This is a genomic window from Rossellomorea arthrocnemi (genome assembly GCF_904424705.1).
Taxonomy (GTDB): domain Bacteria; phylum Bacillota; class Bacilli; order Bacillales; family Bacillaceae_B; genus Rossellomorea; species Rossellomorea arthrocnemi.
Genome location: NZ_CAJGBF010000023.1, coordinates 34,627 through 50,411, shown reverse-complemented (window position 1 = coordinate 50,411; position 15,785 = coordinate 34,627). Strand labels below are relative to the sequence as shown.

The following is a 15,785-nucleotide window of genomic DNA, read 5'->3' as shown; positions in this document are numbered from 1 at the left end:
ATCTGTAAATGTCTTTTTACTCATAATTTTCCCCAGTTTCTACATTGTTGTCTATTTGTCATTATACAAAAAAGTACCCTATAGGTAGACTTTTTTTGATTGTCTACTCTATAGGGTACATTTTAAAAAGGGGGTGGACCTTTATTCGGTTTGCTTCATAGTACTATTGAAGTGAATTTGTGAATAGAGTAACTTTATAGAAAATTTTATAAATATACTATTGATTTTATTAATATACACTCATATAATTAGACCTAATTTAAATTTATTCTTTGAGGTGAATGGTATTGAATGTTGGTATTGTTGGTAGTACTGGGTATGGTGGTGTGGAATTGTATCGATTTCTTTCAAAGCATCCAAATGTGAATGAATGCATTTTGTATTCATCTTCTTTAGGGGAGACTCCATATGCGGAACAATATCCACACTTGGCCGGACTCTCCCTTGAAAGAGTAAAGCCCATCATGATTGGGGAGATGCAACAGCTTGATTTCGTTTTCCTGGCTGTGCCTTCGGGAGTATCAAAGGATCTGGCTCAAAAGCTCATAGGGAAAAAGGCAAAAGTAATAGATCTTTCAGGCGACCTGCGCTTAAAGGACCCGGGTCAATATGAAGAGTGGTATAAAGGAGAATCCGCTCCACAGGACGTTCTGGACAAAGCCGTTTATGGTCTGACTGAAATGAATAGACACGCAATCGGGGAAGCGGACCTGATTGCCAACCCGGGCTGCTTCCCGACGGCGACACTGCTGGGGTTGGCTCCACTCTATCATCAGGATCTTATAGACCCTCACTCCCTGATCATCGATGCCAAAACGGGATTATCCGGAGCGGGAAGGAAAGCGACTCAATCCAGTCACTTTTCCGAGACCCAGGAAAATCTACGAATCTATAAAGTCCAACAACACCAGCACACCCCTGAAATTGAACAGCAGTTGAAGGAGTGGAACAGTGAAGCGGGACCGGTCACCTTTACGACCCATCTCATTCCCATGACCCGGGGGATCATGGTGACGATGTACGCAGACTTAAAGGACAGCTGGACTACCGGGCAGTTACATAGCCTCTATCACAACTTTTATGAAGGGAGCCCCTTCATCCGTGTTCGCCAAGTAGGACAGTTCCCAAGTACGAAAGAAGTTTTCGGCACGAATTTCTGTGATCTATCAATCAAAGCCGATTTACGGACGAATCGGGTGACGATAGTGTCAGTGATCGATAACCTGGTGAAAGGGGCGGCGGGTCAGGCAGTTCAAAATATGAACGTAATGCTTGGATTAGACGAAACGATTGGACTTCATCACTATCCAATTTATCCATAAGAGGGGGAGAATCAATGAAACTGGTAAAAGAACATACGGTTAAACCAATCAAGGGAGGAACGATTCTGTCACCTCTCGGATACAAGGCAGGGGGGATGCACACCGGACTTCGATATGCAAAGAAGGATTTCGGGGTGATTTACAGTGAGAAACCTGCACAATGTGGAGCGGTCTATACACAAAGTCATTTTCAAGCGGCTCCCCTTAAAGTCACTCAGGAAAGTATCTCTCAATCTCATAAACTTCAAGCAATCGTCGTAAACAGTGCCATAGCAAATGCGTGTACGGGTGAACAAGGGTTGAAGGATGCGTTTCAAACGAGGGAGTGGATCGCCAAACGATTTCAGATTCCTGAAGAGTACGTAGCCGTTGCATCCACAGGTGTCATCGGAGAATGGCTCCCGATGGGTAAGATGGAAAGGGGCTGTAACGAAATCCAAGTAGAGGCGAATATGGGAGCTGCACATTCTTTCCAACAGGCCATCCTCACTACGGATACAGTCGAGAAAACGGCCTGTTATCAGGTAATGATCGATGGAAAAACAGTCACCATAGGAGGATGTGGTAAAGGGTCGGGGATGATACATCCCAACATGGCGACGATGCTCGGCTTTATTACGACAGACGCTACGATTTCATCAGAGGTTCTACAGAATGCCCTTAAAACAGCCATCGATCAATCCTTTAATCAAATCACAGTAGATGGGGAAACATCCACCAATGATATGGTCATCAGTTTGGCAAATGGCATGGTGGAGCATGAGGCACTTCACGAAGGTCACCCTGACTGGTCACATTTTCAAGAGGGATTGACTCTTGTATGTGAAGATCTGGCCAAGCAAATCGCGAGAGATGGAGAAGGCGCAACCAAACTGGTGGAAGTGAATGTGACTGGCGCCCATTCCCATCAAGAAGCCAATCTTTTAGCCAAAAAAATCGTCGGGTCCAACTTAGTGAAGACTGCCCTGTTTGGAAGAGATCCTAACTGGGGAAGAATCGTCGGTGCCATGGGACATAGTGGGGTCGACCTCAATCCACATCATTGTGATATCTGCATCGGCGACACACTCGTATTTTCCAACGGCACTCCTCAACCATTCGATGGTGAAGAAGTCAGTCAGTACATGCAAGCTGAACATGTGATCATCTCTGTAACGCTACATGGCGGAGAAGGGATAGGAAAAGCCTGGGGGTGCGACCTTACGTATGATTACGTCAAAATCAATGCAAGTTACCGAACATAAGCCTGTGATTGTTCTGAAGCTGGGAGGGAGTGTCCTATCTAAGCTATCATCCCTTTTCTATAAAAGCATAAAAGATCTACAACAGCACTATCATGTGATTCTTGTTCACGGTGGGGGACCGGACATTACGGCTACACTCAAGAAGCTTGGGATCGAGTCTACGTTCATAAACGGCCAGCGTAAAACTACGAAGGAAGTTTTCAGTATTGCTGAACAGATGCTAAAGGGCAAGGTGAATAGCGCGTTGGTCCATCAAATCAACCTGCAAGGAGTAAGTGCCATCGGATTGAGCGGGTACGATGCCGGGTTACTAAAGGCGGGATTCGTAGATGAAGAGTCTCTGGGGTTTGTCGGCAGAATTGATGAGGTCAATCTTACGTTGCTGCACAATCTACTTTCATTACACTACTTACCGGTCATCGCTCCCCTTGCTGTCACCAACGGAGGAGAGAGGGTGAACGTGAATGCGGACCTGGCCGCTTCAGCCGTCGCTAAAGCACTGAAAGCGGAGAAATTGGTGTTTGTCACGGATGTGCCGGGAATCTTGAAAGACGGTGAACTTGTTTCACGTGTAACAAAAGAGGCGATTCATCATTATATTGAATCCGGTATAATCTACGGTGGAATGATTCCGAAAGTTCAGGCAGCCTTATCGGTTTTGAACGAGAATATACATGAGGTGATGATTGTCGGGTGTCAGGACTCCATTATTCAGGACGGAGAAATGGTTGGTACCCGAATAACAGAAGGAAAAGAGGTTCAAGTGATATGAGTCAGGTATTCCCTACGTATAATCGGTTAGACATTGAATTGGTTTCGGGGAAGGGCACGGAGGTAAAGGATCAAAATGGAAAAACATACTTGGATTTCATTTCAGGTATAGCGGTCTGTAACTTAGGTCACTCCCCTTCTGTTGTAAAAGAAGCAGTGGAAAAACAACTGGATACCCTTTGGCATGTATCGAACCTGTTTCCGATCACTAAGCAGGAAGAGGCAGCGACGCTTCTTACTTCCGCAAGCGGTCTTGATGCCGTCTTTTTCTGTAACAGCGGGGCAGAAGCGAATGAAGCAGCAATAAAGCTTTCGAAAAAGCACACGGGGAAAACGAAAATCCTGACCTTCAAGCAATCTTTTCACGGCCGCACCTTCGCTACAATGAGTGCGACAGGGCAAGAGAAGATTCATAGCGGATTCGGTCCTTTGCTGCCGACCTTTGAATATCTTCCATATAACGATGAGCACGCCCTTTCAAAAGTGAAGGATAAGGATGTTGCAGCCATCATGCTGGAAGTGATCCAGGGTGAAGGGGGAGTAAACCCGGGGACCCCTTCCTTTTTACAGGCAGTGGAAGCAAAGTGCCGTGAGCTGGATGCACTCCTCATCATCGATGAAGTACAGACAGGTGCAGGACGGACAGGTAGACCGTTTGCTTATCAGCATTACTCCCTGAATCCGGATATCGTCACGGCTGCGAAGGGACTTGGAAGCGGGTTTCCCGTTGGAGCCATGATGGGGAAGGAAGCACTGATCCCCTCATTTTCACCAGGGACTCACGGATCGACATTCGGAGGGAATCCGTTAGCAATGGCGGCAGCGAAGGCGACCATGGAAACGATTTTTGATGAGGGATTCCTGAAGGATGTTCAACTTAAATCGGAGTATTTTATGAATAAAATGACCCTTCAGCTCCAAGAATGCCAAATCGTCAAGGAAATAAAAGGGGCTGGTTTTATGATCGGTATTTCATTCGATACAGAAGTGAAAGACATCATCACGGAGCTTCGTCACAACGGATTATTGACCCTTCCTGCAGGCACTCATGTGGTCAGGTTATTACCACCGTTAACGGTTACCTATGACGAACTGGATCAGGCTCTTCATATATTGGTCAGTACCATCAAGCATCACCAATCAGTCGAAGTTTACTAAATTTTTTTAGTGTAGAATGTATAAAAATGCTTAATTATAATTATTTATTCATAAACAGGAGGTCATCCCATGACAGGTTACTTATGTTTGGAAAACGGCACCAGCTTTAAAGGAGAAGTCATTATGGATGAGGATGATCCCATTCAGGGTGAGATTGTATTTTTTACGGGTATGACAGGGTACCAGGAAGTACTGACGGATCCTTCCTACAAAGACCAAATCGTCGTTTTCACCTATCCCCTCATCGGCCAGTACGGTGTGAATGAGGACGATTTCGAAAGCGGTCAGCCCCAGGTGAAGGGGGTTATCATGCTCAGTACACCAGACCTGTATTCCCATTATCAGGCCACCCTTTCCCTTGAAGACTATCTTCATAAGTGGAAGATCCCTTACATGACAGGGGTGGATACGAGAGAAGTGGTAAAGGTGATCCGTGATGGGGGAAGTCAAAATGCCTGTATATCATATTCAAAAGTGTTTCCTGAGAAAGAAAAACTCACAGGTCAAATCGAAAAAGTTGCTCTTTCACACATACATCAATTAGGGAGCGGGAGCAAGCATATCGCTGTTGTCGATTTTGGTGTGAAAAAATCAATTGTATCGAGTCTATTGGAAATGGATTGTCGCGTGACGGTCATCCCCTTTCACCAACTGGAGCAGTTGGATCAGTTGAACGTCGATGGACTGGTATTATCCAACGGACCAGGAGACCCGAAGGAAATGATTCATTATTTACCGGAACTGAAAGAGAAAATCTTGGAGATTCCGACGCTTGGAATTTGTTTGGGGCACCAATTGATCGCTTTGTCACTTGGAGGGGACACGGACCGGTTGTTATTCGGGCACAGAGGGGCGAATCATCCGGTCATGGACAACCAAACGGGCGAAGTTTTCATCACATCACAAAATCATAATTATGTCGTCAATAAAGAGAGTTTGATTGACACCGGCCTTCAGCCACGGTTTATAAACGTCAATGATGGATCACTTGAAGGACTGGAACATAAAAATAAGCCGATCCTTTCCGTTCAATTCCACCCCGAAGCACGTCCTGGACCGGAAGATGCTTCGTGGATATTCCAACAATTCTATCAATCGATTAAACAACCAGGGAGAGAGAAAATGTATGCCTAAAGATTCTCGTATTAAAAAAATCCTGATCATCGGATCGGGACCCATCATCATCGGGCAGGCGGCTGAGTTTGATTACTCCGGTACCCAAGGGTGTCTTGCCCTGAAGGAAGAAGGCTATGAGGTAGTCCTTGTGAATCATAATCCGGCCACAATCATGACCGACACTGCGTACGCTGACACAGTGTATTGTGAACCACTGTCGGTAAAGACCCTGACCGCCATCATCAAAAAAGAACGCCCCCAGGGGCTGGTAGCCAGTCTTGGAGGTCAGACCGCCTTGAATCTTGCGGTCGGTCTGGATGAAAAAGGGGTACTTGCGAAGTACGGTGTGGAACTGCTCGGTACTTCCGTTGATTCAATCCAAAAAGGGGAAGACAGAGAAAAGTTCCGTTCTTTAATGGATTCATTGGGGCATCCCACAGCTGAAAGCAGTATCGTTCATAATCTGGAAGAAGCCCTGATATTCTCTGAAACGATCGCCCTGCCGATCATTGTTCGTCCAGCTTATACGTTAGGGGGAAGAGGCGGGGGTATCGCTTCTACTATGGAGGAATACAGAAAGCTTGTCCTGTCCGGTTTGAAAGCGAGTCCCATTCGTCAGGTCCTAGTGGAAAAAAGCATCGCTGGATTCAAAGAGATCGAGTACGAAGTAATGAGAGATTCGAAAGGAAATTGTATATCGGTCTGTAATATGGAAAACTTTGATCCGGTAGGGGTCCATACGGGGGATTCCATCGTGGTCGCTCCATCCCAGACCTTGACGGATCAAGAGTTCCATATGCTCCGTACAGCAGCTTTTAATATTGTCGGTGCCCTTAAGGTAGTGGGAGGATGCAATATACAATTTGCTTTAGACCCTAACAGCAAACAGTACTATGTGATTGAAGTGAATCCCCGTGTAAGCAGGTCATCTGCCCTGGCATCCAAGGCAACGGGCTATCCCATTGCCAAGATCGCGGTGAAGCTTGCTGTCGGATACACATTAAACGAAATCATCAATCCGCTCACAAGAACCACTTATGCAAGCTTTGAACCGGCCCTTGACTATGTAGTGGTGAAGTTTCCAAGATGGCCGTTTGATAAGTTTCCTGGAGCGAACAGGGTACTTGGCACAAAGATGAAAGCGACGGGTGAAGTGATGTCGATTGAGCGCTCATTAGAGGCTGCTTTTCAAAAAGCACTTCAATCTTTGGACCTCCCCCTTGAGAGTCTGTATGGTGGAATGTCTGAGCTTTCGTTGGAAGACCTGGAAAGAAAGGTAGGTATACCGACGGATTCCCGTTTTTTTGAACTGATGGAATTGATGAGAAGGGGACGTTCGATCGATTCACTTCACAGAAAGACCGGGATCGACAAGCTCTTCTTGTCGATTATGAGCAACCTAGTTTGCATAGAAAATGAGCTCAAAAATACGACGCTCTCCACAAAGCTTTTGAAAAAAGCAAAGGAATTCCGGTTTGAGGATAAAACCATTGCCGGACTCACTGGAAAGACTGAAGGGTCTATCACCAATCTAAGAGTGGAAAAAGGAATCCTCCCTGTCTTTAAAATGGTGGATACGTGTGCCGGCGAGTTTGAAGCTATCACCAACTATGCTTACTCAACCTATTATGGGACCAATGAAATCGGGCCACTCACTGGAGAGAAGAAAGTCCTGATCATCGGGGCGGGGCCTATCCGGATCGGTCAGGGAGTCGAATTTGACTACAGTGCTGTTAAGGCAATCCAACGCTTAAAAGAGCATGGGTACACCACCATTATGGTGAACAATAATCCTGAAACCGTCAGTACTGATTATGAAACGGCAGACCGATTATATTTTGAACCGATTACGATTGAGTCCGTCCTTTCAATCATTGAACATGAGAAAGTGGATTCGGTCCTTGTCCAATTTGGCGGGCAGACTGCGTTGAACCTTGCCGGGATGTTGGAAGAAACAGGTGTAAGATTATTTGGGACCTCTGCAAATACGATTGATCAGGTGGAAGACCGGGAGCGATTTTATCAATTGCTGGATGGCGAAGGGATCTCACGGGTGAATGGAGACATCTGTCATAGCAGGGAAGAGGCACTGAAGGTGGCACGTCATTTAGATTTTCCTCTTCTGTGCCGCCCTTCTTACGTCATTGGTGGAAAAGGCATGGTGAAGGTTACGACTCCGGAAGAAATGCAGTGTTTTGTTCTGGAAGCAGAGGATGAATATTTTCCTATACTGATAGATGAATTTAAAGAAGGGCAGGAAGTGGAAATCGATCTTGTAGGAGACGGTGTGCATGCATATGTTCCCGGTGTGATGGAGCATATAGAACGGGCAGGGGTCCACTCGGGCGACAGCATGTCCATCTTCCCTTCTGAATCCCTGTCTGAGGAAATAAAAAGGACGATCGAAGGTTATGCAAGTAAGATTGTCTCTGCGCTTCAGTATAAAGGCATCATGAATATCCAATTCCTGCTGCAGGATCAAACGGTATATGTGCTGGAGGTGAACCCACGTGCGAGCCGTACCGTTCCAATTATCAGCAAGATCCTTGGCTTTTCATTGATGGATATGGCCATTGATCTGATATGCAGGGAGAACCTGACGATCGATGCCTTTGAGATGCCTGCCAAGGTAGATGGAGTCGGGGTGAAGTATCCCGTATTTTCATCCCATGCCCTGCCGGAGATCGATCAAACGCTAGGTGCAAATATGAAGTCGACGGGAGAAGGTCTGTGTCTGGGAGAAACGGTCGAAGAAGCTTTGTATAAAGTGTTTGAAGATCTACATGAGGGAGTGAATGCCGGGGGAACCCTTTATATCGACAGTCTCCTGACCGAATTAAGTCAGTACCATACAGCTCAGGGAAAGACTTTCAGTGACTGGATCGAAACAGACCGTGCCTGTATCTATTTCAGTGATGAAGAATCGGGTGAAAAGAAGAAGAGAAGAATCGCTGCATTAGAAGCAGGGATATCGGTCATAACTGAAGCGGAAACCCTATTCGCTTTCATTCGCAGTACGAGCGCAATCAATGTTCAGCCAAAGCCTTTAGTCCATTCAAAATCCGTGCAGGGAGTGAGTCGAGTATAATGAAATCAAATATTGCATCTTTACCATATACGTTAACTTTAAAAGGAAGAGATCTTGTCACATGGTTGGATTACACAGTGGAAGAGGTACATGAGCTTTTGAAACTTTCTCAATACTTGAAGAAGAATCCACGATCCAAGAGCCTCGAAGGAAAGACCCTTGGTATGATATTTGAAAAGTCATCCACGAGAACACGGGTATCCTTTGAGGCGGGAATGCTCCAAATGGGAGGGCATGCCATCTACCTGAATTCCCGTGATATCCAGCTTGGAAGAGGCGAATCGATCGAGGATACGGCACGTGTCCTGTCATCTTACGTGGATGGAATCATGATCCGCACGTTTGAGACGGAAAAGGTTACGCAGTTGGCCTCGTTCTCAAGTGTTCCTGTCATCAACGGACTTTGCGATACGTATCATCCCTGCCAGGCATTGGCAGATGTCCTCACGATCCTGGAAACGAAAGGGACGTTAAAAGGAGTAAAGGTAGTGTACATCGGGGATGGGAACAATGTAGCGCACTCCTTCATGATCCTGTGTGCAAAGCTTGGGATGGATGTCGTCGTTTCTTGTCCGAAAGGGTACGAACCCAGAGAGGATATCATCGGAAAGACGGTGGATCTGGCATTGGAGAGCGGCGGGAGTTTTACGCTCAACTATGACCCCGTAGAAGCGGTCAAGGGTGCTGACGTCGTTTACACCGATGTTTGGGCAAGTATGGGTCAGGAGCAAGAAGCGTTCAAGCGCCTTGAAGATTTTAAAGGCTATCAAGTGAATGAAGAGCTATTGGATCATGCTTCTTCCGACGTGACATTTCTCCATTGCCTGCCGGCTCACCGCGAAGAAGAAGTCACCGCAGCTGTCATAGACGGTCCATGTTCCGCCGTATTTCAGCAGGCGGAGAATCGATTGCATGTTCAGAAGGCGATCTTGCAATCGGTATTATGATAGAGTTCGCTTTCATAAAAATTCACCTTAACGAAGGTATCGGGTTCCGGGTTCGCTCTTTATAGAGCGGACCCTTTTAGTTGCCTGAAACCATTTCCATAAGAGAAAATGGGACAGAACCAAAAGGACACATGTAAACATATAGTGTAGGAGAAACTGTAATAAGACGTTTTGGAGGTGCAGTGTTTTTGAGTAAACCAAGCATAGATGATTATCTGGAAAATGGAATGTATGGACAAAAGCAAACCAAGCCTGATGAGAGAAGAAAGTTTCTCGGAAGCCTGAGAGAGCGGATCGTCATTGCCCTTACCCAGAGTCAGGTGAGGGAAAAAGGAGTGTACAAAGAAGTTCAGGAGAGCTTGAAGAGCCATCCGGATGCGAAGCTTCTGTTAAATGGAAACATGAGCTACACCTTTTTATCTAAATACATTAAGCTTGCCGATACGTATCATGTTTCGTTTTCCATGGTCACCAATAAGGACATTGAAACGGATATCGGGCTGGTTCTCGCCTATGATCATGCCATTGATCAAGAAGAGATCTATGTGAAGAAAAAGAGTGATAAAGCCGCTGAAGCCAAACCAAAGCCGAAGCAAAAGAATAAGAAAAGCTTATTCTCATCGATTAAAAATAAGCTTTTCTAATATTGTTTGCCCTTTTGGAAGATAGAGAGTTTAAACAGCCCTTTCAAAATCGCTGGGATGACGAAAAGAATGAACAGGATTCGGAACAAATGGTACCCGGTAATGATGGAAAGATCTGCATTAACGGCTTGTCCTACAAGAGCCATCTCTGCCATGCCTCCGGGGGCCATGCTGATAAAGGCAGTCAGGAATGAAATGTCATGCCAGCGACTTAATAGAAAGCTAAGGCCTGCGCAGCATAAAAGCAGGCAGAGGGAAGTAAATAACGACCATATGATAAATTTGCCCATCGTTTTGGAGGACGAGAAATTCATCATGAAACTAAAGTAAATACCCAAAGACAATTGTGCCAAAGTAATAAGAAGACCGGGCATATGTGGGACCGGCCATTCAGCCACCATGAAGCCGCCGATTAGTAAGATCGGGCCGAGTAAGGTCGGGGTGGGCAAGTGGATTTTTCTAGCAAGGACCCCTGCTGCGATGGCGATCATGAAAAAGAGGACAAACCCCAAGTGAAGGGAAGGTGTCTCAAAAGAACGCGCGGCAGTACCAGAACCCGTCCCTTTTCCAGCTAAAAGAGGACTGAAGACAAGAAACGGTACAACAAAGATAACAGACAAGAGCCGGATGACTTGAAGAATCGTCACAACCGTTAAGTCAATACTCTTCATCTCCTCCCCAAGGATCACCATTTGGGAAAGTCCACCGGGTATACTGCCGGTGATGGTTGATGGCAGTCCGATCCCTGTCATTTTGGAAGTGATGTAAGCAAGGAACATGCTGAAGACAATAATGGCAACCGTCATTGTGAACATGGAAGGAAGCTGAGTGAAGATTTCCACCATTGTTTTTTGACTAAAGGATTGCCCGATGGCATAGCCGACAATGATTAGACCAAGATCTCTCAGATAAGATGGCCAGGCGAGCTCAAGGGTTGTCCATTTGTTGATGAGAAAGACAGAAACCATGGAACCGAGCAGCCAGGAGAGGGGAAGGTGAAGGAGCGTGAACACCCACCCGCCAATAACTCCTGCTGCAAAGGCTGTAAGAATAGGATACATGCTGAAAATCCTCTCAATTTATGTACTCTATTTAAAGGTAATCAAATGGAGGAGAGGAAGCAAACGGAATGCATTAGTTGATAGCGAGATATCGGTTGGGATCGAGCTTGCTTCCTTCTGCTACAATCGCCGTCATGCCTTCCTCTGAGCCGGATTCATGTATCTCACCCTCCTGCCAAAAGACGGCCATGCCCGGCTCGACCAGAACCTTCTCTTCCCCTTCGATCCTCACCCATCCAGTTCCCGACGTAATCATCAGAAGCTGATCGCACATGGCGGGATGCATTCCGAGTACGCTATTCTCTCCTAAATAAAAATACCCGATCTGGAATGGATCATCATGCTTCAGCAAAGGATGGATTGTCACGTTTTGACTATTGAATTGTTTTATGGATTTTCCGTTATTTTGTTTGAAGTTGTAAATTTTCATACAATCACCTCTTTTTATTAGTTCGGTTTTGAGGATGCGAATTCCTTTAATTGGGAGGTGGTGATTATGGTAAATGGAGTAATCAAAACCTAAAACGACGGGAATCTCTCCGAACTCTTCCGAACATCATTTTTTAAGTGATAACATTCAAAAAGGGGACCCCGAAAAAACAAAGATATGCTGTCTAAGGAACCGGGCATCATCAGAGTTAATTGACACAAAGAAAATTCGACATCCCGGAACGATTATTTAATATCCCGCATGATAAGTTCAATATCACGCATAAAACCTTCATATCCCGCACGATATTCTCAAATCCCGCATGAATTCCCTCAACTTCCGCATGATTCTCCCGGGAAGGAAGAACTGATCATAGAATCCATCTTCAAATCGTCCCTGATTCACCATCAAGAGTTACTTCCCAGCTAAAACAGACGATATATCCTTTCATCTGGAACATTTTATAAGGAAGGAAAGTCTTAAACAGCTTAACTGACAAAATCACACCCATCTCCGATTTCGTGGTAGAATGAATGTGGGTATGGACAAGAATCAGCCATGCCCCTAACCGTTGTTATCTCCTATCATAGTTGCTTTAATGAAGCGAATTTTGGTATTATCAATAGTATTGTGAGTGTTCGAACATATACGGAGGTGAAGAAGATGTCTAGAATTTCTGAAGAGCAAGTAAAGCATGTTGCCCATCTTGCGCGACTAGCCATCACAGAGGATGAAGCGAAGAAGTTTACGACTCAGTTGGATGCAATCATCGGGTTTGCCGAGCAGCTGAATGAATTGGATACTTCAAATGTGGAAGCGACCAGTCATGTACTGGATATGAAGAATGTTATGCGTGAAGATAAGCCCGTTGAAGGACTGCCACGTGAAGAAGTATTGAAGAACGCACCAGACAAACAAGATGGACAAGTTCGCGTTCCATCGATCTTGGACTAAGGAGGGGACCTCATGTCATTATTTGACCATAAATTATCAGAGCTTCATGAGCTTTTACATAAGAAAGAAGTATCTGTCACAGATCTTGTAGACGAGTCATACAAACGTATCGATGCCGTCGAAGATAAAGTAAAGGCATTTCTAACATTGGATGAAGAGAATGCCCGCAGTAAAGCGAAGGAAATGGATGCGAAGCTCGGTACGGATGAATCGAAAGGGCTTCTTTTTGGAATGCCGATCGGGATCAAAGATAACATCGTCACAAAAGGTCTTCGCACAACCTGTGCAAGTAAAATCCTTGAAAACTTCAATCCGATTTATGATGCGACGGTTATCAATAAATTACATAACGCCGATACGATTACGATCGGTAAACTGAATATGGATGAGTTTGCGATGGGTTCGTCTACTGAGAATTCAGGTTTCCAAAAGACGAGCAACCCATGGAATCTTGAAACGGTTCCAGGTGGATCTTCAGGTGGTTCAGCAGCATCCGTAGCAGCAGGGGAAGTGCCATTCTCATTAGGTTCTGATACAGGTGGATCTATCCGTCAGCCGGCTGCATTCACAGGTACAGTCGGATTAAAACCAACATACGGACGCGTGTCCCGTTTCGGTCTTGTAGCATTTGCTTCATCACTTGATCAAATCGGCCCGATCACTCGTAACGTAGAAGACAATGCGTACTTGCTGCAAGCAATTGCTGGTCTTGATCCGAATGATTCCACTTCGGCCAATGTAGAAGTTCCAAATTATGCAGAAGCTCTTACAGGCGACGTAAAAGGGTTGAAGATTGCGGTGCCGAAAGAATATTTAGGTGAAGGTGTCGGGGAAGAAGCCCGTCAAGCTGTACTTGCTTCACTGAAAGTATTGGAAGGCATGGGAGCTACATGGGAAGAGGTGTCACTGCCTCATTCTAAATTCGGTGTTTCAACGTACTACTTATTAGCCTCATCTGAAGCATCTGCCAATCTTGCCCGCTTCGATGGTGTTCGGTACGGTTACCGCACTCCGAACGCAGAGAACCTTCTTGATCTTTATAAGAAGACACGTGCAGAAGGATTTGGGGACGAAGTGAAGCGTCGTATTATGCTTGGGACGTTCGCATTAAGCTCTGGATACTATGATGCTTATTACAAAAAAGCACAACAGGCCCGTACACTGATCAAGAAAGACTTTGAAGATGTATTTGCGAAGTATGATGTCATTATTGGACCGACCACACCGACTCCTGCTTTTAAAATCGGTGAAAAAATCGATGATCCGTTAACGATGTATGCGAACGATATTTTAACCATTCCAGTCAATCTTGCAGGGGTACCGGGAATCTCTGTTCCTTGTGGATTCTCTTCAACAGGACTGCCTCTTGGACTGCAAATCATCGGAAAGCATTTTGACGAAAGCACGATTTATCGCGTAGCTCATGCGTTTGAGCAAGCTACAGATTTCCATACAAAAAGACCACAACTGTAAGGGGTGAAATCAATGAACTTTGAACCAGTAATCGGACTAGAAGTCCACGTAGAATTAAAAACGGACAGTAAGATGTTCTCTCCTGCACCGAACCATTTCGGAGCAGAGCCGAACACGAATACAAACGTCATCGACCTTGGCTATCCTGGTGTTCTTCCGGTGGTAAACAAGCGTGCCATTGAGTTCGGAATGAAAGCGGCCATCGCATTGAATTGTGAAATCGCAACGGATACAAAGTTTGACCGTAAAAACTATTTCTATCCGGATAACCCGAAAGCCTACCAAATCTCTCAATTCGACAAGCCCATCGGTGAGAATGGCTGGATCGAGATTGAAGTGAATGGTGAAAAGAAACGTATCGGAATCACTCGCCTACACTTGGAAGAAGATGCTGGAAAGCTGACGCACTCAGGCGACGGTTATTCCCTTGTCGACTATAACCGCCAAGGTACTCCTCTTATTGAGATTGTATCTGAGCCGGACATCCGCACACCGGAAGAAGCGTATGCGTATCTTGAGAAACTGAAATCCATCATTCAATATACAGGGGTTTCCGATTGTAAGATGGAAGAAGGGTCGCTCCGTTGTGACGCCAACATTTCCCTCCGTCCAATCGGTCAGGAAAAGTTTGGAACGAAAGCTGAACTTAAGAACCTGAACTCCTTTAACTTTGTTAAAAAAGGGTTAGAGTATGAGATCGTCCGTCAGGAGAAAGTACTTTTATCTGGAGGATTGATTCAACAGGAAACGCTTCGTTTCGATGAATCAACGGGCAAGACGATCCTTATGCGTGTAAAAGAAGGATCCGATGACTACCGTTATTTCCCTGAACCTGATCTACTGCATCTTCACATCGACCAAGAGTGGATGGATCGCATCCGTGCAGAGATCCCTGAGCTTCCGGATGAGCGTAAAAAGCGCTATGTAGAAGAGCTGGGCTTACCTGCGTATGATGCCATGGTTCTGACATTAACGAAAGAGATGTCCGATTTCTTCGAAGAAACTGTTAAAGCAGGTGCAGATGCGAAGCTTGCATCCAACTGGCTGATGGGTGAAGTTTCAGCATATTTAAATGCCGGGCAAAAAGAACTTGAAGATGTTAAGCTGACTCCTCAAGGATTGGCAGGTATGATCGAGTTAATCGAAAAGGGAACGATTTCTTCCAAGATTGCGAAGAAAGTATTCAAGGAACTAGTGGAGAACGGTGGAGACCCTGAGCAAATCGTGAAAGATAAAGGCCTTGTTCAAATTTCTGACGAAGGTGCACTATTGAAGATCGTGACGGAAACACTGGATGCAAATCCACAATCCATCGAAGACTTCAAGAACGGGAAAGACCGCGCCATCGGCTTCCTTGTCGGTCAAATCATGAAAGCGACAAAAGGCCAGGCCAACCCGCCCCTGGTAAACAAACTATTGCTTCAAGAAATTCAAAAACGCTAATAATCGTAATTGATAAAAGCCCCCCGAAAAAACAAAATTGTTTTTTAAGGGGGCTTTTTTTAGTGGGAAGAGGGACGGACCTTGAAATATTTCAAGGTCCGTCCCTCTTTTCGTTCAAGTTTTCCTGATTTGAG

General features: G+C 45.4%; 13 protein-coding genes. 11 read left to right on the top strand and 2 right to left on the bottom strand.

What is annotated here, in order from left to right:
• The first annotated feature begins 287 nt into the window (after nucleotides 1-287).
• From argC to BAA9072_RS20595, 8 genes are all read left to right on the top strand, one after another.
• Nucleotides 288-1,322 (top strand): N-acetyl-gamma-glutamyl-phosphate reductase, encoded by a 1,035-nt coding sequence (gene argC / locus BAA9072_RS20630; protein WP_201716529.1) that lies wholly within the window; start codon nucleotides 288-290, stop codon nucleotides 1,320-1,322.
• A gap of 14 nt (nucleotides 1,323-1,336) precedes the next feature.
• Nucleotides 1,337-2,566 (top strand): bifunctional ornithine acetyltransferase/N-acetylglutamate synthase, encoded by a 1,230-nt coding sequence (gene argJ, locus BAA9072_RS20625; protein WP_330999320.1) that lies wholly within the window; start codon nucleotides 1,337-1,339, stop codon nucleotides 2,564-2,566.
• Nucleotides 2,529-3,338 (top strand): acetylglutamate kinase, encoded by an 810-nt coding sequence (gene argB, locus BAA9072_RS20620; protein WP_230980958.1) that lies wholly within the window; start codon nucleotides 2,529-2,531, stop codon nucleotides 3,336-3,338. Before argJ ends, argB begins: the two co-directional genes overlap by 38 nt.
• Nucleotides 3,335-4,495, top strand: a complete 1,161-nt coding sequence (locus BAA9072_RS20615; protein ID WP_201716528.1) for an acetylornithine transaminase — start codon at nucleotides 3,335-3,337, stop codon at nucleotides 4,493-4,495. The genes argB and BAA9072_RS20615 overlap by 4 nt, the downstream gene beginning before the upstream one ends.
• Nucleotides 4,496-4,564: 69 nt before the next feature.
• Nucleotides 4,565-5,629 (top strand): carbamoyl phosphate synthase small subunit, encoded by a 1,065-nt coding sequence (locus BAA9072_RS20610; protein ID WP_201716527.1) that lies wholly within the window; start codon nucleotides 4,565-4,567, stop codon nucleotides 5,627-5,629.
• A complete protein-coding gene (locus BAA9072_RS20605) occupies nucleotides 5,622-8,699 on the top strand; it encodes a carbamoyl phosphate synthase large subunit (RefSeq protein WP_201716526.1) in 3,078 nt (1,025 codons plus the stop codon). The genes BAA9072_RS20610 and BAA9072_RS20605 overlap by 8 nt, the downstream gene beginning before the upstream one ends.
• Nucleotides 8,699-9,646, top strand: a complete 948-nt coding sequence (argF, locus tag BAA9072_RS20600; RefSeq protein WP_201716525.1) for an ornithine carbamoyltransferase — start codon at nucleotides 8,699-8,701, stop codon at nucleotides 9,644-9,646. The genes BAA9072_RS20605 and argF overlap by 1 nt, the downstream gene beginning before the upstream one ends.
• A gap of 188 nt (nucleotides 9,647-9,834) precedes the next feature.
• Entirely contained in the window at nucleotides 9,835-10,290 is a 456-nt protein-coding gene (locus tag BAA9072_RS20595; RefSeq protein WP_201716524.1) for a YueI family protein, read from the top strand.
• On the opposite strand, the gene BAA9072_RS20590 is transcribed toward BAA9072_RS20595, so the two are convergent.
• Entirely contained in the window at nucleotides 10,287-11,351 is a 1,065-nt protein-coding gene (locus tag BAA9072_RS20590; RefSeq protein WP_201716523.1) for an AbrB family transcriptional regulator, read from the bottom strand. The two genes, BAA9072_RS20595 and BAA9072_RS20590, sit on opposite strands and share 4 nt — an antisense overlap.
• Before the next feature lie 73 nt (nucleotides 11,352-11,424).
• A complete protein-coding gene (locus BAA9072_RS20585) occupies nucleotides 11,425-11,781 on the bottom strand; it encodes a cupin domain-containing protein (RefSeq protein ID WP_201716522.1) in 357 nt (118 codons plus the stop codon).
• Between the two features lie 663 nt (nucleotides 11,782-12,444).
• Here BAA9072_RS20585 and gatC point away from each other — a divergent pair.
• Genes gatC through gatB form a run of 3 tightly spaced genes read left to right on the top strand, consistent with a single transcriptional unit; the run spans nucleotide 12,445 to nucleotide 15,651 of the window.
• On the top strand, nucleotides 12,445-12,735 hold the full coding sequence (gene gatC / locus BAA9072_RS20580) for an Asp-tRNA(Asn)/Glu-tRNA(Gln) amidotransferase subunit GatC (protein WP_034760864.1): 291 nt from the start codon (nucleotides 12,445-12,447) through the stop codon (nucleotides 12,733-12,735).
• Between the two features lie 12 nt (nucleotides 12,736-12,747).
• Nucleotides 12,748-14,208 (top strand): Asp-tRNA(Asn)/Glu-tRNA(Gln) amidotransferase subunit GatA, encoded by a 1,461-nt coding sequence (gene gatA, locus BAA9072_RS20575; RefSeq protein ID WP_201716521.1) that lies wholly within the window; start codon nucleotides 12,748-12,750, stop codon nucleotides 14,206-14,208.
• A 12-nt stretch (nucleotides 14,209-14,220) separates the two neighbouring features.
• Nucleotides 14,221-15,651 carry an Asp-tRNA(Asn)/Glu-tRNA(Gln) amidotransferase subunit GatB gene (gene gatB, locus BAA9072_RS20570; RefSeq protein ID WP_201716520.1) on the top strand — a complete coding sequence of 477 codons (1,431 nt, stop codon included), beginning with the start codon at nucleotides 14,221-14,223 and terminating at the stop codon, nucleotides 15,649-15,651.
• The last annotated feature ends 134 nt before the right edge of the window (nucleotides 15,652-15,785 follow it).

Bases quoted from the DNA above. Each gene is read 5' to 3' on its own strand.
- BAA9072_RS20615 (WP_201716528.1), top strand. From the start codon at position 3,335: ATGAGTCAGGTATTCCCTACGTATAATCGGTTAGACATTGAATTGGTT.
- BAA9072_RS20585 (WP_201716522.1), bottom strand. From the start codon at position 11,781: ATGAAAATTTACAACTTCAAACAAAATAACGGAAAATCCATAAAACAA.
- BAA9072_RS20605 (WP_201716526.1), top strand. From the start codon at position 5,622: ATGCCTAAAGATTCTCGTATTAAAAAAATCCTGATCATCGGATCGGGA.
- argJ (WP_330999320.1), top strand. From the start codon at position 1,337: ATGAAACTGGTAAAAGAACATACGGTTAAACCAATCAAGGGAGGAACG.
- gatB (WP_201716520.1), top strand. From the start codon at position 14,221: ATGAACTTTGAACCAGTAATCGGACTAGAAGTCCACGTAGAATTAAAA.
- argF (WP_201716525.1), top strand. From the start codon at position 8,699: ATGAAATCAAATATTGCATCTTTACCATATACGTTAACTTTAAAAGGA.
- gatC (WP_034760864.1), top strand. From the start codon at position 12,445: ATGTCTAGAATTTCTGAAGAGCAAGTAAAGCATGTTGCCCATCTTGCG.
- BAA9072_RS20610 (WP_201716527.1), top strand. From the start codon at position 4,565: ATGACAGGTTACTTATGTTTGGAAAACGGCACCAGCTTTAAAGGAGAA.
- argB (WP_230980958.1), top strand. From the start codon at position 2,529: ATGATTACGTCAAAATCAATGCAAGTTACCGAACATAAGCCTGTGATT.
- gatA (WP_201716521.1), top strand. From the start codon at position 12,748: ATGTCATTATTTGACCATAAATTATCAGAGCTTCATGAGCTTTTACAT.
- BAA9072_RS20590 (WP_201716523.1), bottom strand. From the start codon at position 11,351: ATGTATCCTATTCTTACAGCCTTTGCAGCAGGAGTTATTGGCGGGTGG.